The sequence below is a fragment of the Bradyrhizobium sp. 195 genome, from assembly GCF_023101665.1.
Taxonomy (GTDB): Bacteria; Pseudomonadota; Alphaproteobacteria; order Rhizobiales; family Xanthobacteraceae; genus Bradyrhizobium.
In genome coordinates this window covers 6128491-6148996 of record NZ_CP082161.1, presented here as the reverse complement: position 1 = coordinate 6148996, position 20506 = coordinate 6128491, and the positions used below count along the sequence as shown (strand labels likewise).

The 20506-nt window shown below is 64.4% G+C and carries 19 protein-coding genes and 1 pseudogene; 10 read left to right on the top strand and 10 right to left on the bottom strand.

Features of this window, described 5'->3' with window-relative positions; translation table 11 throughout:
• Nucleotides 1-45: 45 nt before the first annotated feature.
• The 5 genes from IVB26_RS28800 to IVB26_RS28780 form a co-directional block, all read right to left on the bottom strand.
• A complete protein-coding gene (locus IVB26_RS28800; protein WP_247968473.1) occupies nt 46-654 on the bottom strand; it encodes a hypothetical protein in 609 nt (202 codons plus the stop codon).
• The gene (locus IVB26_RS28795; RefSeq protein ID WP_247968472.1) at nt 651-1499 is read right to left on the bottom strand and encodes an ABC transporter permease; all 849 of its coding nucleotides are present in this window, start codon (nt 1497-1499) and stop codon (nt 651-653) included. Before IVB26_RS28795 ends, IVB26_RS28800 begins: the two co-directional genes overlap by 4 nt.
• A complete protein-coding gene (locus IVB26_RS28790) occupies nt 1496-2302 on the bottom strand; it encodes an ABC transporter ATP-binding protein (RefSeq protein WP_247968471.1) in 807 nt (268 codons plus the stop codon). The genes IVB26_RS28795 and IVB26_RS28790 overlap by 4 nt, the downstream gene beginning before the upstream one ends.
• Nucleotides 2299-3237 carry a YVTN family beta-propeller repeat protein gene (locus IVB26_RS28785; protein WP_247968470.1) on the bottom strand — a complete coding sequence of 313 codons (939 nt, stop codon included), beginning with the start codon at nt 3235-3237 and terminating at the stop codon, nt 2299-2301. Before IVB26_RS28785 ends, IVB26_RS28790 begins: the two co-directional genes overlap by 4 nt.
• Nucleotides 3238-3460: 223 nt before the next feature.
• Nucleotides 3461-4642: an ABC transporter substrate-binding protein gene (locus IVB26_RS28780; RefSeq protein WP_247968469.1), complete on the bottom strand. Its 1182-nt coding sequence runs from the start codon at nt 4640-4642 to the stop codon at nt 3461-3463.
• 59 nt (nt 4643-4701) lie between these two features.
• Between IVB26_RS28780 and IVB26_RS28775 the strand changes: the two genes are divergently transcribed.
• A complete protein-coding gene (locus tag IVB26_RS28775) occupies nt 4702-5274 on the top strand; it encodes a DUF3280 domain-containing protein (RefSeq protein ID WP_247968468.1) in 573 nt (190 codons plus the stop codon).
• Nucleotides 5275-5461: 187 nt separating this feature from the next.
• Here the strand turns inward: IVB26_RS28775 and fghA are convergent, their stop codons facing one another.
• Entirely contained in the window at nt 5462-6307 is an 846-nt protein-coding gene (fghA, locus tag IVB26_RS28770) for an S-formylglutathione hydrolase (RefSeq protein WP_247968467.1), read from the bottom strand.
• Between the two features lie 73 nt (nt 6308-6380).
• Nucleotides 6381-7001 carry a response regulator gene (locus IVB26_RS28765; RefSeq protein ID WP_157326983.1) on the bottom strand — a complete coding sequence of 207 codons (621 nt, stop codon included), beginning with the start codon at nt 6999-7001 and terminating at the stop codon, nt 6381-6383.
• A gap of 194 nt (nt 7002-7195) precedes the next feature.
• On the opposite strand from IVB26_RS28765, the gene IVB26_RS28760 reads away from it, so the two are divergent.
• The 5 genes from IVB26_RS28760 to IVB26_RS28740 all read left to right on the top strand — a co-directional run bounded on the left by IVB26_RS28760 (nt 7196) and on the right by IVB26_RS28740 (nt 12472).
• A complete protein-coding gene (locus IVB26_RS28760) occupies nt 7196-8554 on the top strand; it encodes a histidine kinase (RefSeq protein ID WP_247968466.1) in 1359 nt (452 codons plus the stop codon).
• 163 nt (nt 8555-8717) lie between these two features.
• Nucleotides 8718-11189: a TonB-dependent receptor gene (locus IVB26_RS28755; protein WP_247968465.1), complete on the top strand. Its 2472-nt coding sequence runs from the start codon at nt 8718-8720 to the stop codon at nt 11187-11189.
• Between the two features lie 145 nt (nt 11190-11334).
• Nucleotides 11335-11697 (top strand): hypothetical protein, encoded by a 363-nt coding sequence (locus tag IVB26_RS28750; protein ID WP_246930364.1) that lies wholly within the window; start codon nt 11335-11337, stop codon nt 11695-11697.
• Between the two features lie 140 nt (nt 11698-11837).
• Entirely contained in the window at nt 11838-12005 is a 168-nt protein-coding gene (locus IVB26_RS28745) for a hypothetical protein (RefSeq protein WP_212092075.1), read from the top strand.
• 59 nt (nt 12006-12064) lie between these two features.
• The gene (locus IVB26_RS28740) at nt 12065-12472 is read left to right on the top strand and encodes a hypothetical protein (RefSeq protein WP_247968464.1); all 408 of its coding nucleotides are present in this window, start codon (nt 12065-12067) and stop codon (nt 12470-12472) included.
• A gap of 69 nt (nt 12473-12541) precedes the next feature.
• Here the strand turns inward: IVB26_RS28740 and IVB26_RS28735 are convergent, their stop codons facing one another.
• Nucleotides 12542-13117, bottom strand: a complete 576-nt coding sequence (locus IVB26_RS28735; RefSeq protein WP_247968463.1) for a YybH family protein — start codon at nt 13115-13117, stop codon at nt 12542-12544.
• A gap of 80 nt (nt 13118-13197) precedes the next feature.
• Here IVB26_RS28735 and IVB26_RS28730 point away from each other — a divergent pair.
• From IVB26_RS28730 to IVB26_RS28715, 4 genes and pseudogenes are all read left to right on the top strand, one after another.
• A pseudogene (locus tag IVB26_RS28730) lies at nt 13198-14152 on the top strand (LysR family transcriptional regulator).
• Between the two features lie 165 nt (nt 14153-14317).
• Complete coding sequence (locus IVB26_RS28725; RefSeq protein WP_247968462.1) at nt 14318-15781, top strand: GH1 family beta-glucosidase; 1464 nt, start codon at nt 14318-14320, stop codon at nt 15779-15781.
• A gap of 225 nt (nt 15782-16006) precedes the next feature.
• Nucleotides 16007-17239: an acetyl-CoA C-acetyltransferase gene (locus IVB26_RS28720; RefSeq protein ID WP_247968461.1), complete on the top strand. Its 1233-nt coding sequence runs from the start codon at nt 16007-16009 to the stop codon at nt 17237-17239.
• A gap of 345 nt (nt 17240-17584) precedes the next feature.
• On the top strand, nt 17585-17887 hold the full coding sequence (locus IVB26_RS28715) for an HU family DNA-binding protein (RefSeq protein WP_094891268.1): 303 nt from the start codon (nt 17585-17587) through the stop codon (nt 17885-17887).
• A gap of 72 nt (nt 17888-17959) precedes the next feature.
• Here the strand turns inward: IVB26_RS28715 and IVB26_RS28710 are convergent, their stop codons facing one another.
• Together IVB26_RS28710 and lon are read right to left on the bottom strand one after the other, a co-directional pair.
• Nucleotides 17960-18115, bottom strand: coding sequence for a hypothetical protein (locus tag IVB26_RS28710; RefSeq protein WP_247968460.1), 156 nt, complete (start codon nt 18113-18115; stop codon nt 17960-17962).
• Between the two features lie 5 nt (nt 18116-18120).
• The gene (gene lon, locus IVB26_RS28705) at nt 18121-20502 is read right to left on the bottom strand and encodes an endopeptidase La (protein WP_247968459.1); all 2382 of its coding nucleotides are present in this window, start codon (nt 20500-20502) and stop codon (nt 18121-18123) included.
• Nucleotides 20503-20506: the final 4 nt, after the last annotated feature.

Genomic DNA, 20506 nt, shown 5'->3' with positions numbered 1-20506 from the left:
GGCAAAGGTTAACGATGCTCGGGAACCCATCGGGAGTGCAGGGCGCTATTCCATTTCCTGCTGGATCACGCGGCCGAGCGCGAACAGGCGCTGGTCGATCGTGGTCGGAACCTCGCAGACGAATCGCACCACCTTGTTGCGGTCCTCGAAAATCCGGGTCTTCCAGATCAGCTCGTTACCGAGCGTCTCCACCTTGGCCTCGTCACGCGGGGTGGCACCCTGAAGCGCCTGGAGCTGAATTGTCTCCTCGCGGATCTTGTCGGCGGCCTCCCGCTGCTTGCGGCTGACGCGCTCGAGCCCGCTCATGACCTGGGAGCGCTGGGCGTTGAGCGTGTCGAACAGGCCGGCGAACAGCAGCTTTGCATTCGCTGTCTTGTCGGCGGAAGAGGCGGCCAAGAAGTCCTTCACAGATTTCTCGGCCTCGTCCATCGATGTCTTGCGCGCCGACAGCTTGGCGACCAGCGCGGTGATCTTGGTGTCGTTCTTCCACTTGGTCTCGGCGTCGTCGAGCGCAGGACCAGCCCAGACGGCCGCGAGCGAGATCTCCGGCACCTTGGCCTGCGTGCAGGGCCAGTGGGGGTAGCGCGGATCGGCCGCGCGGGTGGCCGTGCCCGACAGCGCGAGCACTAGTGCAGCCATCGCCAGAACCTTCATCCTTCGCCTCCTGCAGGCCCCCGTCGCGCCAGCCCACGCGAGGGATCATAGGCCCAAATCGCGCCGATCATGAAGACGATTGTGCAAGCGGCGACCACCGCCAGCGAGATCCAGTTGATCTGTCCGTACAGTGCAAACCGGATCAGCTCGACCGCATGGGTGAACGGATTGGCCTCGCAGAGATAGTACAGATAAGGGCTGCCCTCCTGCACCCGCCAGAGCGGATAGAGCGCGGAGGAGGCGAAGAACATCGGGAAGATCACGAAATTCATCACGCCGGCGAAATTTTCCAGCTGCTTGATGCCGGAGGAGATCAGCATGCCGAGCGAACCCAGCATCAGCCCGGACAAGATCAGCGCCGGCAGCACGGTGAGATAGCCCGATGACGGCGGGGTGATGTCCCAGAACCAGGCGATCAGGAGGAACGCATAGACTTGCAGCAGCGACACCGCGGTGCCCGCCAGCAGCTTGCAGAACAAGAGAAAGCCGCGCGGCAGCGGGCTCACCAGCAGCGTGCGCATGTTGCCCATTTCGCGGTCATAGACCATCGAGAGCGAGGATTGCATGCCGTTGAAGAGCTGGATCATCGCCATCAGCCCGGGCGCGATATAGACCTCGTAGAGGATGTAGGTCTCGTAAGGCGGGATGATGGAGATGCCGAGCACCTGGCGGAAGCCGGCGGCGAAAATGAACAGCCATACCAGCGGCCGCACCAGCGCCGAGACGAAGCGCTCACGCTGATGCAGGAAGCGCAACCCCTCGCGCCAGACGATGCCGGTGAGGCATGTCATATACTCGGCAAATGAGAAGCCGCGCGGCGCGTCACGCGTGGTGATGCTGCTCATGCGCCGCCTCCCGGCATGGTTTGCGCGCCGGTCAGGCGCATGAAGGCGGTGTTGACGTCCTGCGCGCCGGCTTCGGTGATGACGCGGCTCATCGGCCCCCGCGCCAGCACCTTGCCATGGTGCAGCACCACGAGGTCGTCACTGGGCATGATCTCGTCGAACAAATGCGTGGCCCAGAGCACGCCGATGCCTTGCTCCGTCACGAGCTGGCGGACCTGGCTGATGATGTCGGCGCGCGCCTTGACATCCAGGCCGACGGTCGGCTCGTCGAGCAGCAGCAGTCGCGGCCGGTGCAGCAGCGCCCGGGCGATCTCGAGCCGCCGCATCTGCCCGCCCGAGAGATCGCGCACCTTGCTGCCGGCGCGGTCTTCGAGTCCGATGCGGCCGAGCAGCTCGGCGCTACGCGCAGCGGCCTCGCGGCGGCTGATGCCGTGGAGTGCGGCGTGGTAGAGCAGGTTCTGCGTCAACGACAGGTCGAGATCGAGCGTGCGCGGCTGGAACACGACCCCCAGCAGCCGCAGCGCCTCGCCGGGGCTCTTGCTGATGTCGTGGCCGAAAATGCAGACCCGGCCGCTTTGGATGCCGAACAAGCGCGTGATCAGCGAGAACAGCGTGCTCTTGCCGGCGCCGTTGAGGCCGAGCAGGGCCGTAAAGCTCGCCGGCTGCACGTTGAAGGAGACGTCGATCAACGCGCGGCGCGGCCCATAGGCATGGCTGACGCCGTCGATCGACAGCGCCGGCGCCGCGGCCGCTTCCAGCCTCGGCGCCTCCTGTGGTTCGGGAATCGGAGCAGGGCTGGTCATGGCGCGATCGTGATGCCCCAGGGCAGTTCGCCGACCTGAATGGTCTTGATCACCTTTTGCGCGGCGACGTCGATGACCGAAACGTCGTTCGATACGCCGTTGGTGGTCAGCAGATATTTTTCATCGGGCGTGAACGCCATGTGCCAGACCCGCTGGCCGACCAGGAGATATTTCGTCACCTTGCGCGAGGCGACATCGACCACGGCGATGCGGTTGGCCGGCCCGAGGGCGATGAAGGCGGTCTTGTCGTCCTTGGTCATGCCGATGCCGACCGGCTGGATCGCCTCTTTCCGCAGGCCAGGAATCTCGAACGTGACCTTGCCGATCACCTCGTGCTTTTTCGGGTCGATCACCGAGACGGTGCCGCCGATCTCGGAGGACACCCACACTTCCGAAGAATCGTGCTTGAACTCGGCAAAGCGCGGCCGCGCATCGACCAGCACGTTGGCGACGATCTGGCGCGACGAGGTGTCGATGAAATGCGCCATGTTGGTCGTTTCCGAGGTGTTGATCAGCGTCTTGCCGTCGGGGCTGATGGTCATGCCCTCGGGCTCGACGCCGACCTGGATGTCGCCGAGCCGCGTGCGCTTCTCGAGGTCGATCACGGTCACCGTGTTGTCGTTCTCGTTGGCGACGTAGAGGATCTTGCCGGCGGCATCCTGGGCGAACAATTCCGGGTCGGGTCCGGAGGGCAGGCTGTCCACCACGCTCTGCGTCTTGGCGTCGATCACCTGAATGGTGTCGTCGTCGCCGACCGCGACCATCACGAACTTGCCGTCCCGTGTGAAATCGATGCCGCGCGGGCGCTGGCCGACCTTGATGGTCTTGGTCACGGTCCAGCTGTCGGTGTCGATCACCGTCACCGTATTGCTCTTCTCGTTCGAGACATAGGCGATGAACGCATGCGCGGGCGCTGCGGTTGTCGCCAGAGCCATAAGCAACGCTGCTCTTAGCATGTGCGATCTCTGTCCGCGGGCGGTCTTCACCTCCCCCGCTTGCGGGGGAGGTCGTATCGCATCGAAAGATGCGATACGGGTGAGGGTTTTCTCCTCTTGGGGGTTCTCGCGAGCGGAGACACCCTCTCCCCAACCCTCCCCCGCAAGCGGGGGAGGGGGCGCAGCGTCGTCGCCGTGACAGCTTGAACTCATCTCACAATGCTCATTTCAACTTGCATTTGCTCTCCGGACGATCATAGCCCAGCGTGTCGAGCTCGGAGACCTGGTGCAGGAATCCCTCCTGCGGCGACACCGACACCACCATGCGGCCGTCGACCAGCAGGATCGGCTGACGCAGCTGCCAATTCCAGTCGCGTAAGGTCAATCGCGTGCCCTTGAAGGCGGCGACCGAGAAGTCCGGGCCCTTGATGAAGTCCGTCACCTTCTTGACGTCGCCGGAATTGGTGCGCGAGGTGGCTTCGCCGATCATTCGGGCGGCGGTCCAGGCCTGCATGTCGAGCGCGGTCATGCGCCGCGAATTCAGCTTCATGAAGCGGTTCTGCATCTGGATCGCGCCCCACTGGTCCTGTGCCGCGTCCCAGCTGCGCGGCACGAGCCCGGCCGAGCCCGCAACGGGCCGTGGATCCCAGGTGCGGTAGGGCAGATAGGCCGCGAATACCTCGCTCTCGTCGGCGGCGACCAGCACGTCGTAAGCGGGTGCGCCTTGCGTGAACACCGGCATCTGGCGCTGGATCAGCGTGACGCCGCTGTCGGTGCGTCGCGCGCCGCCTTTGTCCTCGAAAGTCTTCTCCTGCACGATCTTGGCGCCGAACCGCGTGGCGGTGCGCCTCAGTGCTTCGGCGAACAGCTTGTCCTCGTCATGCGAGCCGACCACCAGCAGCCAGCGTGACCACTTCTTCCAAACGAGATATTGCCCGAGCGCATCGGCCAGCATCGCGCGCGTCGGCGCGGTGTGGATGACATTGGCGCGGCAATCGGCCTCGCGCAGCCGCTCGTCGATCGCGCCCGTATTGAACAGCAACGTGCCGCGCTCGCGCAGGGCGTCCGAGACTTTCAGCAGCGCATCGGCGGGCAGGTCAGCGATGATGAAGCCGTTCTTCTCCGCGAGCGCGGTCGCGGCCTGCACCGGATCCTCGCCTTCCTTGATGCGGCGCTCTTCCAGGGCAAAGCGCTGACCCAGAAATTTCCCGGTGGTGTTGTTGTCCTCGATCGCGAGGCGCGCGCCGGCGAGGCCGTCATTCTCCGCGGGCTGATCGACCAGCGACAGCGTCGATCTGGTACCGGCGACGCCGAGATAGCCGACGCCGATCAGGGCAGGCTCCGCCGCGAGCGCGCTCGTCGCAGCGAGACCAAAGCCGATCAGACCGGCCAACCATCGGATCATGTTTCCTCCAGGCGCTCTCCCCCGCTTGACCGCCGGTAGAGAATTGTCTCTGCTAAAGCATGACCAATTTGTCAGGGCATGCAACCCCGCATTTCGTCCCCGCGCGCATGAGGACTGGAATCACGATCATGCGAGCGCTGATATGTTTCGCCGCTTTGCTGTTGACGGGGTCGGTCGCGCGCGCCGACCCGCCGAAACTCGCAGTGTTCGATTTCGAGCTGATCGACACGAGCCTGCCCGGCGAGTTCTACGGCTCCAGGCCCGAAGAGGCGCGGCTCGTGCGCATCAGCGAGCAGCTCCGCAAGGAATTGACGGATTCCGGCAGGTTCCAGGTGCTCGACATCGCGCCGGTCAGGGACGCGGCCCGCCACGCCAACTTACAGGCCTGCGGCGGCTGCGATCTCAAGCTCGCCGGGGAGTTAGGAGCAGACCTGGAGATCACCGGCATGGTGCAGAAGGTCTCGAACCTGATCATCAACCTCAACATCTATCTGCGCGACGTGAAGACCGGCAACATGATCGCGGCGGCCAGCGCCGACATGCGCGGCAACACGGATGAAGCTTGGACGCGCACGATGAGCTATCTGATCCGCAATCGCCTGCTGGCGCCGAATTACGGGAAGCGGGAGTGATTCTTTCTCTCCGCGTACGCCACTGCACCCTCTCCCCTTGTGGGAGAGGGTGGCTCGCCGCAAAGCGGCGAGACGGGTGAGGGGTTTCTCTCCGCGAGTCCATTCATCCCATTGAATGCGCGGATAGATACCCCTCATCCGGCGCTTCGCGCCACCTTCTCCCACAAGGGGAGAAGGAAGAAAGACATCACCCCTTCAATCTCTCTGCATGCCAGTGCAGATGGTCGCCCATGAAGGTCGAGATGAAGTAATAGCTGTGATCGTAACCCGCCTGACGTCGCAGCGTCAGCGGGATGCTCGCCTTGGTGCAGGCGGCTTCGAGCAGCTCCGGCTTGAGCTGCTCCTTCAGGAAATTGTCGGCCTCACCGACATCGACCAGAAAGCCGGAAAACTTCGCGCCATCCTCGATCAGCGCCACGGTGTCGTGGCCGCGCCAGGCGTCCTTGTTCGGTCCGAGATAGCCGGTCAGCGCCTTGGTGCCCCAGGGCACGAGCGAGGGCGCCACGATCGGCGCGAATGCGCTCGCGGCGCGATAGCGGTGCGGATTGCGCAGCGCCACCGTGAGCGCGCCGTGACCGCCCATGGAATGGCCCATCACCGATTGACGCTTGGCATCGACGGGAAAATTTCCCGCGATCAGCTTCGGCAGCTCGTCGGTCACATAGCTCCACATCCGATAATTGCGCGCGAACGGCTCTTGCGTCGCATCGACATAGAAGCCGGCGCCGAGGCCAAAATCGTAGGCGTTGTTGGCATCGCCCGGCACGTCGGGCCCGCGCGGTGAGGTGTCGGGTGCGACGAAGATCAGGCCGAGCTCGGCGCAGGCTTTGCGGAATTCGCCCTTCTCGGTGACGTTGGCATGCGTGCAGGTAAGCCCGGAGAGGTACCAGACCACGGGCAGCTTGGCGCCGTCGGCATGCGGGGGAACATAGACAGAGAACACCATGTCGGTTCCGGTCGCCTGGCTCGCATGGCGATAGACACCCTGCACGCCGCCGTAGGATTTGTTCGTCGAGTCAGTCTGAATCGTCATGCCTTCACTCCGTGGCATCTCACCACATCAATATTGCAACGCTTGTGTGACCGAATTTGTGGCAGCTGCCGCGTCAGGCGACACCGCTGTCGATCGCCAGCCGCACCAGCTCGACCGAGGTCTTCACTCCGAGCTTCTGGCGCATGATGGACGAAGTGTTGGCGACCGTCTTGTAGGACGATTGCACCAGCCAGGCGATCTCTGACAGGCTCTTCCCGGCGCTGAGCAGCCGCAGGATCTCCATCTCGCGCGCGTTCAGCTTCGACAGCGGGCTTTGCGCCAGCGCAGGTCCCGCAAAGGCGATGCTGCGCGCGATCGCGCTCGGCAGGTACGTGCCGCCGCCGCCGACGGCGCGGATCGCCTCGACGAGGTCGTCGGGATCGCCGGTCTTGGAGACGTAGCCCTTGGCGCCGCATTCAATCGCGCGCGCGGCAAAGGCCGGGTCGTCGTTCATGCTGAACATGATGATGCGGGCCTCGGGCGCGCGCTCGAGGATGCGGCGCGCGAGCTCGAATCCGGAGACGGTCGGCAAGTTGATGTCGATGATGCAGAGGTCGGGGCGTTCGACAATGAAGACGCACTCGCCGTCTTCGGCGTCGGCGGCCTCCAAAATCTCGATCTCGCCCTCGTCGGCCAGCACGGCGCGGCAGCCGGAGGCGACAATGGGATGATCGTCGACGATCAGAATGCGCATAGGCGTTCCCCGTGACAGCTCCGGCCTGTTGTCGTGCCGCATGATACCGAACAAGGAGCCGCATGCGTCTCATGTCGGATCATGCAACCCGGCCGGGATTGCTGTACGCTTTCGATTAGATATCCGCCGCTTCGCCCCTGTCAACGTCATCGGGCAGGCGCGGGCCAAACCTTCGCGGGGCACGAGCGATACCCATGTGGCAAAACCTATCCTTGCGCGGGCGCATCAACCTGTTGCTGGCGCTGCTGCTGGCCCTGGGGCTCGCCGTCAATATCGGCCGCCAGGTGGCGGAGGCAGGTCCCCGCGTGCAGGCCGAGGACCAGAGCGTGATCCGGCTCGCGCGCGAGTTCATCGAGATGATCGTGGCCGATCTCAACGAGGCGCCCGATCCGGATGCCAGGCTGAACCAGATCGCGCGCGACCTCAGCCGTCTGCGCCATGTCAGCATCACGCTCCGGGATGCCGGCGGCAATCCGCAGACGCCGCCCCGGCTTGACACTGACGCCGACACGCGCGGGCCGCCGGCCTGGTTCGTCAGCCTGGTTCATCCCGAGCAAACCGCGGTGAGTGTGCCGGTTTCGATCCAGGGCAGGCCCGGCTCGCTCCTGATCACCTCACATCCCGATGACGAGATCGCGGAGATCTGGGACGGCATCGTGACCCAGCTCGAGGTCGGCTCGGCGATCGCGCTGGCGCTGTTTCTGGTGATGATGAATGTGGTCGGCCGGGCCCTTGCGCCGCTGCAGTCCCTTGCGGATGTGATGGCCGAGCTCGAAGCTGGGCGCTATCAGGCCCGCGTCGCGCCGGGCGGCGCGCCCGAGCTCGCCGCGATCTGCACCAAGCTCAACCACCTTGCGGCAACGCTGGGCGAGGCGGTCGAGGACAAGCGCCGCCTCGCCGAGCGAGCAGTGTCCCTCCAGGACATCGAGCGCAAGGAGATCGCGCGCGAGCTCCATGACGAGTTCGGGCCGTATCTGTTCTCGCTGCGCGCGCATGCCAGCGCGCTCGCCAAGCAGGCGGACGGACGCGTTCCCAGCGCCGACGCAGTGCGAAAACATGGCAGTGCCATGCTGGAGCAGATCAACGCGCTGCAGCAGTTCAATCGCCGCGTGCTGGAACGCCTCCGCCCCGTCGGTCTCGCCGAACTCGGCCTGCGGCAGGCGCTCGAATCGCTGTCGCGGCTGTGGCGGGAGTCGCATCCCGATGTCGCGATCGAGACCGTGATCTCGCCCTCGCTTGGGGTCACCGGCGAGACCGCCGATCTAACCATCTACCGCATCGTGCAGGAGGCGCTCACCAACGTGTTCCGCCACGCCGGGGCGACCTCGGTCAATGTCGTCATCGAGCCGGTGGAGCAGATGGCGCACGACGGCCGAGGCTGCGCCCGGGTGCGGGTCAGCGACAACGGCCGCGGCATGGAGCCGGGCCAGAAGCTCGGCTTCGGCCTGGTCGGCATGCGTGAGCGGATTCTGGCGCTGGGTGGCACGCTCAACGTCGTCTCCGATGCCGGCGGCTTGACCGTGGAAGCGCTGGTTCCGACGGCGGCTGCCTGATCGCGCCCGACGTGGTCGGGAAAAATTCCCGATTTGGTCGGGAAAACGGGAGCGGATATTGCCCGACCTTTTGTGACTGGCGCACCCATTGCGGCCGAATACACTCGTCTCGACCAATCGGCGAAAATCAAAACAGCCGGTGGTCACGGATGGGAAGGCGGGGATGGGCAAGGTTCTTTCGTTCAAGCGTCGTTTGTTGATGGCCTCGGTCTCGACCGGTCTCGTCTCCGGGATGGTGTTCGCGAGCCCCGCGGGGGCCGCGCCGGACGAGGAGACCAACGTCCAGAATTTGCCGCCGGTCGAAGTGACGGCGCCGCCGCCGTCGGTGGCAAGGCGTGCCGCACCGACGCGGCCGGTCGCGCGCATCGGCGCTGCGTCGTCCGCCAGTCCCCGAACGCGCATCTACGTCTACCCGACTGCGCCGGGCATCGGCAGGGGCCTCGATGTCGACAAGGTGCCGTCGGCGATCAATGCCGTCGACTCGAGCCAGATCAAGCGCACCGGCTCGCTGAACGTCACCGACGCGCTGCGCGACAACATCGCCGGCGTCAACATCACCGAAGTCACCGGCAATCCGTTCCAGCCGGACGTCGAATTCCGCGGCTTCGTCGCTTCGCCCGTGACGGGCACGCCGCAAGGCCTTGCCGTGTATCAGAACGGCGTACGCATCAACGAAGCCTTCTCGGATGCCGTCAATTGGGACCTGATCCCGACCGCCGCGATCAGGTCGGTGACGCTGGTGACCAACAATCCCGCCTTCGGCCTCAATGCGCTGGGCGGTGCGATCAATCTGCAAATGAAGGACGGCTTCACCTATCAGGGCGCCGAGATCGACGTGATGGGCGGCTCGTTCGGCCGCGTCCAGGGCTCGGCGCAATGGGGCAAGCAGGTCGACAAGAACTACGGTGTCTACGCCGCGCTCGAAGGCCTGCGCGACAACGGCTTCCGCAATTTCTCGCAATCGACCGTGCGGCGCTTCTACGGCGATGTCGGCTACAAGGCGGGCGACAGCGAATTCCACGCCAATATGGGCGTCGCCAAGAACGATTTCGGCGCCAGCGCCACCGTCCCCGCCGAGCTGCTCGATAAATATTGGGGCGCGACCTACACCACGCCGCAGACCACGTCCAACCGCGTCGGCTATCTCAATCTGACCGGCAAGGCCGAGCCAACGCCGACCTGGACCCTCGAAGGCGCCGCGCATGTGCGCAGGTACGAGCAGAAGCTCGTCGACGGCAATCCGACCGACGTGCAAGAATGCGCCGTCCCGGGGCTGCTGTGCTTCGGCGACGATGCGACGCCGGCGAATGGCGCGAACGGCGCGCAGCTCGTCAATCCGTATCCAACGGGAACCATTCTTGGCGAGATCGACCGGAGCACGATACGTTCGACCAGTTTCGGCGTGTCAGGGCAGGCCACCAACACCGATCAGTTGTTCGGCCACGACAACCGCTTCGTGATGGGTGCGAGCTATGACGCCGGCGTGACGCGCTACACCGCCACCGCCGAGATCGGCTCGATCGGAGAAAACTACGTCGTCAGCGGCAGCGGCCTCTTCCTGGGGCCGACCGGCCAGCCGACGACGGTTGCCGGTCCCGTCTCGCTGCGGACCGTCAATCAATATAACGGCCTGTATGCGATGGACACGTTCAACGTCACGGATGCCTTCGCCATCACCGGCGGCGGCCGTTTCAACGTGGCGCGGATCTCGCTGGAGGACCAGCTCGGGACCGATCTCAACGGCGATCATACCTTCATGCGCTTCAATCCGGTGATCGGCGGCACCTACAAAATCACGCCGGAACTGACCGCCTATGCCGGCTATTCCGAAGCCAACCGCGTGCCGACACCGCTCGAGCTCGGCTGCTCCGATCCAGCCCGCCCCTGCCTGATCGCCGCGTTTCTGGTCTCTGATCCGCCGCTCAAGCAGGTCGTCTCCAAGACCGTGGAGGCCGGCTTCCGCGGCACCAAGGAGCTGAATATCGGCACGCTCGGTTGGAAGATTGGCGGCTTCCGCGCCACCAACCACGACGACATCATGGCGGTGCCGGTCGTTGGCCGGACCGGCTTCGGCTATTTCACAAATGTCGGCCGGACAAGGCGGCAAGGGCTCGAGGCCGAAGTCAACATCAAGTCTCCGACGCTTCAGTTTCAGGCAAGCTACGCCTTCGTCGACGCACGCTACCTTGACCCGCTCGAGCTTGGCTCCGAAAGCCCGTTTGCCGATCCGGCCACCGAGACGATCCAGGTCAGGCCGGGCAACCAGATCCCCGCGATCCCGCGCCACCGCGTCAAGGTCGGCGTCGACTATGCTGTGACCGACGTCTGGAAGGTCGGCGGCAATGCGCTGTTCGTCTCCAACCAGTTTCTAGTCGGAGACGAGTCGAATCAATTCGCGAAGCTGCCGTCCTATACGGTCTTCAATCTCCACACCTCCTATCAGGTCGCGAAGAACATCCAGCTCTACGGCCGCGTCGACAATGTGTTCGACAAGCGCTACGTGACCTATGGCCAATTCTTCGACCGCGATGCCTTGCCCAATTTCACCAATGGCGGGGCCGACTTCACCGACCCGCGCTCGCTTAGCCCTGCAAGGCCGCGCGCGTTCTACGCCGGGATGCGGGTGACGTTCTAACGACGGGTGCCCGCGTCTGCACGGCCCGGGCCAGTAGTCGGTAAGGCAAGCTGCCGGAAGTCCCGGCACCGAGCGCCGAGGCCGGAGACCGCGCCCTTGTTCCGCGATGGCGCTCGCTGAGCTTGCAGAATATTTCGCCTCCGGCATGATGGCTTCGGAGGCCTGTTTTGCCGTGTCGTTGAAGAATCCGGATGCCGTCGCTTCGATCGTTTCAGCGCTTCGGCACGTCTACGGTGACGAGGTCGCGCGATTCATGCTCGTCGAGGGCATGAGCCTCGCCGACTTGATCGATGCGATGTTTTCCGCGCCCTTGACGCACCGCGAGGCCGTTCGAGATATCACCGACGGATTGGACGATTTTGTCATTTCACCGGACCTGGGTCTCGTGTGGCACCTCAGGTACATCTATGGAGACGAGCCCGGTTCCCTGCATGTCGTGGACATGGAGATCGCCACGCCGGATGGCACGCTGGCAAGCAAGGACGTCTGGCTTCGTCTGTCCTCCTAAAGGCGAGGCCGCCCTTGGGATGATTTGGCTCCGCTCCGCGCGGCGTTGTCTTTACCAATCAGAAACCATCTCAAATGATCCGAAAATTTTAACGAAACCGCTTGGGCGTCTCCGCGTCAGTTTGTCGGAGGGCCGGTGTGATGACAGAGCGCCAATTGAGAGAGCAGGAATGCCAGATCGCGCGTTATCGGCGTTTGGAGCGGGAGGTTACGGACCCGCTCGCCGCGTGTCTGCTTCACGGCATCGTCGAGGAGCTTGAAGCCGAGCTGCGTAAGCAGCGTCCGGAATGGCACGGGCCACGTGATTAACGCTTTCTTAGCGCTAGTCATGCGGATTATTGCGGGGGATGCCAGGGGAGACTGCTCCCATGCTGAAGGACGGGACATATGCGGCGTGGTACAAGACGCCGCTCGACCAGGGGACTGGGATCGTCCATGTCGCGGACGGACAGATTTGGGGCCGTGACAGCCTGATGACCTATCACGGCTCGTGTCAGGTCGATGGAGATCGCTTCACCGCCACGGTGTCGACGAAGCGTCATACCGACGGACGTGCCACGGTGTTCGGCGTGGACGACGAGCTCATTTTGGATATCGAGGGAAACTGCCCCGGCAAGATCGCGACTTACACCGCGACGGCACAGCAGGTGCCGGGAATGGTCCTCCAGGGAACGCTCATTCTCACCGAACAGCAGCCGCCGGCACATGACCAGGCCGAGCAGCGCCCGGCCTTCAACCCCGGCAAGCTGCCAAAGTTGCCGAAGCGCTCGCGCTGAAAAATGTCTCGCGGACTGCTGGTGACATTCTGAATCAGCTGGCCGGCTGCTCCAGCGAAGCAAGGGACATCATTTGTCCTCCAGCCAGCCTCGGGCCAGTATCGCCGCTTGCTGCAAGGTGATGCTGCGGACCAGCGGATCCGCATGACGGTGCACGAGCTGCCAATCCGTGCCGTCCTTGCAGTAGACTTCAGTAACGCGCAGCGACCAGTCTTGAGCCGCCAATCCGCCTACTTCGGCCCGCTGGTGTTCCATCATGACGAGAACGACGAGCGCGTCCGATGCATAGGCTTGCACGACCTCAAGGTGAGTTTCCCCTTCTCTGAAGTATCGCGATAGGTCAGCCAAGCGTTTGGGGCTAGCGTCAAATCCGCGACTGGCAGGGCCGCCGAAAGGCTGCATCAACGTGAAATCCGGTGCAATGCGGACAAGCTCGAACCAGCGATCCATGTCGCCCCGCATGAAGGCGGCATTCTTCTGGCGGGCGCGCTCGATGAGGCTGGCTATCGCATCGTTCCCAGCGGCCGCATCGGCCGAAAGCTGAACCGACAGAGGAATTGCAGCCGTCGCGGCCATCATCGAGCGCCGCGACATCTTTTCCTGCCTGCATGGCCATCTGTTCTGCCCGGACGTTTTCTTGGTCATTTCACAGCTCCTGATCGAACGACGAGCCCGATTCAATGAAGCCTTGATCTTGATGAATCCAGCGATATGATTTCAGCAATATGCTGAACCAAATTGATCTATCCAGGATTGATCTGAATCTCCTCGTGCTCTTCCGCGTGGTGCTGGAAGAGCGCCATGTCGCCCGTGCAGCCGCTCGGTTGAGCCTGACGCCGTCGGCTGTAAGCCATGCGCTTGGCCGGCTCCGGCTTTTACTGAACGACCCGCTGTTTCTGCGGACACCGAAGGGTGTGGTCCCGACGGCGCGGGCGTTGGAGCTTGGGGAGCCGGTGGTCGAGATCATCGCACGTGTCGAACAACTGATCGGCTCGGCTGCACCGTTCGACCCTGAGAAGACTAGTCGCCGATTCACGATTGGCGCTCCCGATGCCGTACTGGTCTCGGCAATGGGTCCGCTCTTGCGGTCGATCGCGACTGCGGCGCCCCACATCGACATCGGGCTGATCCACCTGATGCCTGCGCCGCGCGGCGGCGCGATTGGAGAGCCTTGGCAGCAAAACCTCGATATGCTCGAAAGACGCGAGCTCGACATCGCAATGCTGCCGCTGCCGGCGGTATCACCTCGTTTCGAGGCGCGCAGGCTTTACGAGGAGGAGTTCGTGCTGGCCATGCGCAAGGGACATCCCTTGGCAAATGCGCCAAGCCATGCTGCATTCGCGCAATCACAGCACCTGCTGGTCTCTCTCAGTGGTGAACCGCGCGGTTTCGTCGATGAGATGTTGGCCAAGCGCGGCCTCGAACTGCCGCATTGCGTTGACTGTTCCGAATTTCATGATGGCGCTGGCCCAGCTTTCAGGGTCTGATCTGATCGCAGCATTGCCACGCCGACTGGTGGAGCAGCACGCCGGCCGCTTCGGCTTGGTGTTCGCCGAACTGCCTTTCACGCGCAAAGCGGATACAATCCGGGCCATCGCCACCAAGGCGGCGATGAGAGACGCTGGCATCGCGTGGTTGATGCAAGTTGTGGTCGGTTCAATCGGAACAAGCCGACGCTAGAATCGCCAGTTGAACCCGAGAGGCGTTCATCTCGGGATTAGGCGCGGCATTTTGCCCGCCGTGCCGTCTACGCCAGCTGATCTGGGGTGCTTCGGCATCGCTTCTCAAATGGGCCGGACCTGTTCATTGTGCCGGTCCGAAATGAAGAGAACAGGAGCATCATTGATGACGGACAGGGTCTCGCGCCGCCGGTTTGCCAAACTGGCGGGGTTGTCCGCAGCCGGGATTGCGAGTCCTCTTGGGGCCGTCGAGGCCAAGCCGGCAGCGTCGTCGCGCAACACGGCCGGCTTTCCGGCGGGCTTCGTCTGGGGCACGGCGACCTCGTCCTACCAGGTCGAGGGCGCGGTCGACGAGGACGGGCGAGGGGCCTCGATCTGGGACAAGTTCGTGCGCATCCCCGGCAAGATCGAGGACGGCACCACGGGCGACCGCGCCAACGAGCATTATCACCGCTACAAGGAGGACATCGCGCTCATCAAGGCGCTCGGCTGCAAGGCCTATCGCTTTTCGGTGGCCTGGCCGCGGCTGTTTCCGGACGGCGACGGCAAGCCCAACCCGAAGGGGCTCGACTTCTACAATCGGCTCATTGATGAGCTCCTGAAGAAGGGCATCGAGCCGTGGCTGACGCTCTATCACTGGGACTTGCCGCAATCGCTCCAGGATCGCTTTGGCGGCTGGCGCTCGACGGAGACCTGCAAGATCTTCGGCGACTATGCGGCCTATGTCGCCGAGCATCTGACCGACCGCGTCAAAAACGTGTTCACGCTGAACGAGAGCGGCCGCTTCGTCTATTTCGGTTACGGCATCGGCATCGACGCGCCGGGCCTGACGCTGCCGCAAGCCGAGGTCAACCAGATCAGGCACAACAGCGCGCTCGCGCACGGGCTCGCGGTGCAGGCGGTGCGCGCCCATGGCCGCCGTGGCACCAAAGTGGGGCCGGCGGAGAACGTCGATGCCTGCGCCCCTGCGATCGACACGCCGGAGAACGTCCGTGCTGCCGAGATCGCGCTGCGCGAGATGAATGCCGGTTATCTCAACGTCATCATGACGGGCCGCTATACCGACGCCTTCCTGAAATTCGCCGGGCCGAACGCGCCGAAATTCACCGATGCGGAGCTGAAGACCATCTCATCGCCGGTCGATTTCCTCGGCCTCAACATCTACGCGCCCCAGAACTACGTGGTGGCCTCCGACCAGGGCGCAGGCTTCATGCCGCTGCCGATCCCGAAATCGTTCCCGCACATGAATTCGGACTGGCTGCGCGTCGGGCCGGAGACGCTCTATTGGGTGCCGAAGCTGGCGGCAAAGATCTGGAAGACGGATGCGATCTATATCAGCGAGAACGGCGCATCCGGCGACGACGTCGTGACGCCGGACGGCAAGATCTACGATACCGACCGCATCATGTACCTGCGCAATTATCTCGCCCAGCTTCAGCGCGCCACCAATGAGGGCGTGCCGGTGCGCGGCTATTTCCTCTGGAGCCTGATGGACAATTTCGAGTGGGTGTATGGGCTGAACAAGCGTTTCGGACTGTACCACGTCAATTTCGACACGCAGGTCCGCACGCCGAAACTCAGCGCCAGTTTTTATCGCAACGTGATCGCGAAGAACGCGGCGGGGGCGTGACCGCTTCCCTCGTGTAGAGGTCGTCATACCCGGGCTTGTCCCGCTTGCGCGGCCGAAGCCGCTTCGGCCGCGCAGGCGGAACAAGCCGGCCACGACGTCGCTGAGGCTTTCGCGTAGCGGAAAATCCGGGTGAGGGGCGGGAGAGGGCGTGGCCGCCCCGCATTGACTCTCCTCTCCGCCTTATTCAGAACCGTCCTCAACACTCACAACAAGAGGACAACGCCAATGGCTGACGCGCTGATCATCGATGCCTGCCGTACCCCGCGCGGCGTCGGCAAGGCCGGCAAGGGAGCGCTGTCGGGCATTCATCCGCAGCAGCTCGGCGCAACCGTGCTGCGCGCGCTCGCGGCGCGCACCGGCATCAACACGGCCGACGTCGACGACATCGTCTGGGGCTGCAGCGCGCAGGTCGCGACACAAGGCGGCGATCTCGGCCGGATGTCGGCGCTCGATGCCGGCTATGACGTGCGCGCGAGCGCCGTGACGCTCGACCGCTTCTGCGGAAGCGGCATCACCAGCGTCAACATGGCGGCAAGCTCGATCATGGCGGGCGCGGAAGACCTCGTCATCGCCGGCGGCTGCGAGATGATGTCGATGGAGGGACGCCGCGGCTCGGGTCCGATGATGATGGACAACGGTAATCTGCGCCTGCGCGCGCGGCATCCGCAGTCGCATCAGGGCGTCTGTGCGGACGCGATCGCGACGATGGAAGGCATCACGCGAAGGGACGTCGACGCGCTCGGGCTGGAGAGCCAGAAGCGCGCGGCGCACGCGATTGCGAACGGGCACTTCACCAAGAGCCTCGTGCCCGTTCACCGCGAGGACGGCAGCCTCGCGCTCGACCACGAGGAGTACCCGCGGCCGCAGACCACGATGGAAGGCCTCAGCAGCCTGAAGCCGGCATTCCCCGCGGTCGCGGACTACGCGCTCGACGACAAGGGCACGACCTATCGTGGCCTGATCCTGCAGCAGTACCCGGACCTGAATATCGATTTCGTCCACCACGCCGGCAACTCGTCCGGCGTCGTCGACGGCGCCGCCGCGATCCTGCTGGCCTCGCCGGCTTACGCCAGGGCGCATGGCCTTAAAGCCCGCGCCCGAGTCGTCGCGATGGCGAACATGGGGGACTCGCCGACCCTGATGCTGAACGCGCCGGTGCCGGCCACGCGCAAGGTGCTGGCGAAGGCGGGCCTCACCGTCGACGACATCGACCTGTTCGAGATCAACGAGGCCTTTGCGGTGGTGGCGGAAAAATATATCCGTGACCTCAAGCTCGATCGCGCCAAGGTCAACGTCAATGGCGGCTCGATCGCACTCGGCCACCCCATCGGCGCCACCGGCTCGATCCTGATCGGCACCGTGCTCGACGAGCTCGAACGGCGCGATCTCAAGCGTGGTCTCGTCACCATGTGCGCCGCCGGCGGCATGGCGCCCGCCGTCATCATCGAACGCGTCTAGCCAATCTCCCCCTCACTTTCTCCCTGCTTTTACGGGGAGGAAGAGCGGCTGCGTGCGATCTAACCCTTATTTTTCAGGGTGAAACGCGCGCCTCCTTGCACAAAGAGGCTGGTCGCCGCTTGTCGAAAGCGGCGAATCAGCTTTAGCAAGATGGCGTGCGGGCCTTTGAAACAAGGCAAAATCCGCTGCCCGAGGCTTCTTCCGCGCCGGAAGTAGCTAAAAAGCAGGGTTTTTTGCTACAGAGGGCCAAAAAAGCCCGTAAAACCGCGACAAAACCGTGCAGAAGGCTATAGGCCTTCGCCGGTTGGTCTAATATGCAACCGCCAACGAATCAGAGGAGACACGATGGCAACCCAAATGTCCAAATCGCAGTTGATCGAAAAGATTGCGACCGCCACCGAGCTTTCCAAGCGCGACGTCAAGAGCGTCATGGAGACGCTGACCGACGTCGGTCACAAGGAGCTCAAGAAGAACGGCCTGTTCCTGGTGCCGGGCTTCGCCAAGTTCGTGGTCATCAAGAAGCCCGCGACCAAGGCACGCAAGGGCACCAACCCGTTCACGGGTGAAGAGATGATGTTCAAGGCCAAGCCGGCCCGGAAGATCGTCCGCGCCCGCCCGGTCAAGGCCGCCAAGGACGCCGTGGGCTAACGACGCAAAGGCCCCCTCGGGTAGGAGGGGGCCTTTTGTTTGGGGCAGCCGCGAGGGCCTGAGACGGAGGGCTCAACCCTTGCGGCGCTTCACCCGGACCGGGATGGGTTGAAGCTGCGGCCCGGGCGCCGCCAGCGCATCGCGAACCCGGTCGATCGCGCGATCGAGCAGCTGGCGCAGCCGCTGCGTTTTCCGAGATCGCTTCGCTTTTTCCGGCAGTTTCTTCATCGCATTCACTCCGCCGCCTCGACCTTTGCCTCGGCCGGCTCGAGCGCCGCGGCGATGGCTTCGTCGACGCGCTCCAGCCAGATGAATTCGAGGTTGTCCCGCGCGCTCTTCGGGATGTCGTCGTAGTCCCGCTTGTTGCGCGCCGGCAGCATCACCCGCTTCAAGCCGGCAGCAGCCGCAGCCACCACCTTCTCCTTGATGCCGCCGACCGGCAGCACCAGGCCGCGCAGCGAGATCTCGCCGGTCATCGCGGTGTCGCTGCGCACCGTGCGGTTGGTGAGCAGCGACGTCAGCGCCGTGAACATCGCAACGCCCGCGCTCGGCCCGTCCTTCGGGGTCGCGCCCGCGGGAACATGAACGTGGATGTCGCTCTTCTCGAACACCTGGGGATCGATGCCGAGCTGCGGCGCCTTGCTCTTCACCAGCGTCAGCGCAGCCTGCACGCTCTCGCGCATGACCTCGCCGAGTTGGCCGGTCAGGATCATGCCGCCGCGGCCGGGCACACGCGAAGCCTCGATGAACAGGATGTCGCCGCCGACCGGCGTCCAGGCAAGGCCGGTGGCCACGCCCGGAATGCTGGTGCGCTGTGCGATCTCGCCTTCGAAGCGCGGCTGGCCGAGCACGGTGGCGATGTCCTTTGCCCCCACCACGACCTTCGCGGCCGTGCCCTCGGCGACCTGCACCGCGGCATGCCGGAACAGCTTGCCGATCTCGCGCTCGAGGTTACGCACGCCGGCCTCGCGGGTGTAGCCCTTGACCACCAGCTTCAGCGCCTCCGGCTCGATCTCGGCCTGCTCGGCCGTCAGGCCGTTGGCCTCGAGCTGCCGCCGCACCAGATAGCGCCGCGCGATCTCCAGCTTCTCGTCTTCGGTGTAGCCGGCGAGGCTGATCAGCTCCATGCGGTCCAAGAGCGGACCCGGGATCTGGTCCAGCATGTTGGCGGTCGCGATGAACACCACGCGCGACAGGTCGAAGGGCACGCCCAGGTAATTGTCCCGGAACGTCCCGTTCTGCTCGGGGTCGAGCACCTCCAGCATGGCAGCCGACGGATCGCCCTGCACGCCGCGGCCCATCTTGTCGATCTCGTCCAGCATCATGACGCAGTTGCGGCTGCCGGCCTTCTTGATGCCCTGGATGATGTTGCCGGGCAGCGCGCCGATATAGGTGCGCCGGTGGCCGCGGATCTCGGCCTCGTCATGCACGCCGCCCAAGCTGACGCGCACGAAGGGGCGATCCATCGCGCGTGCGATGGATTGGCCGAGCGAGGTCTTGCCGACGCCGGGCGGGCCGACGAAGCACAGGATCGGGGCCTTGCCCTGCGGCGCGAGCTTGCGCACCGCCAGATATTCGATGATCCGGCTCTTGATCTTCTCCAGGCCGAAATGGTCGGCATCCAGGATGGCTCGCGCCTCCTTGATGTCGATCGGCTTCTCCGCGGGCAGCGCCCAAGGCAGCTCGATCAGCCAGTCGAGATAGGTGCGGACCATGCCGGCTTCGCCGGCGGCCTCAGGCATGCGTTCATAGCGGCGCAGCTCCTTCCTGGCGTGCGCGTCCGCCTCGGGCGGCATGTTGGCCTTGGCAATGGCGGAAGTCAGCTCGGTGACCTCGGCCGCCTTGCCGTCGCCTTCGCCGAGCTGGCGCTGGATGGTCGCCATCTGCTCACGCAGGATCGCCTCGCGCTGCCGCTCGTCGAAAGAGGCCTTGGTCTTCTGGCCGATCTCGTTGGAGATGCGCAGCACCTCCAGCCGCTCGGCCAGATGCTTGGACACCTTCTCGACGCGCAAGGCGAGGTCGATGGTCTCCAGCACCTCCTGCTTGTCCTGCGGCTTGATGTCCATGAACGAGGTCGCCAAATCCGCCAGCGCGCCGGGCGCACTGGTGCCCTGGAACATCGCGGCCAGCTCGGGCGGCGCCTGCGGCAACAGCTCGATCGCCTCGATCGCCTGGCGCTGCAGATTCAGCGCGCGCGCCTCGATCTCGGGCGAATTCGCGGTCGGCTCCGGAATCTGCTGGATCCGCGCGGCCGGGAACGGCGTCCCCGGCAGGAAGTCGAGGATGCGCGCGCGCTGCACGCCCTGGCAGACGATGTGATGGGTGCCGTCGGGCGCGGTGATGTAGCGCACGATGTTGGCGATGGTCGCAACGCGATAGAGGTCGTCCGGTCCGGGCTCCTCGGTCTCGGGGCTGCGTTGCAGGACGATGCCGACCGGCCGCTGCTCGCGCAGCGCCTGCTGCGCGGCGGCGATGGACTTGGCCCGGCCGATCGTGATCGGTGCGATGGCGCCGGGGAACAACACCATTTCGCGCACGGGGATGACGATCAGCGCGTCGTCGGGGATCTTCACGTCGCTATTGGTCTGTTCGTTGTTCATCTGTTCGGTGGCCATGATC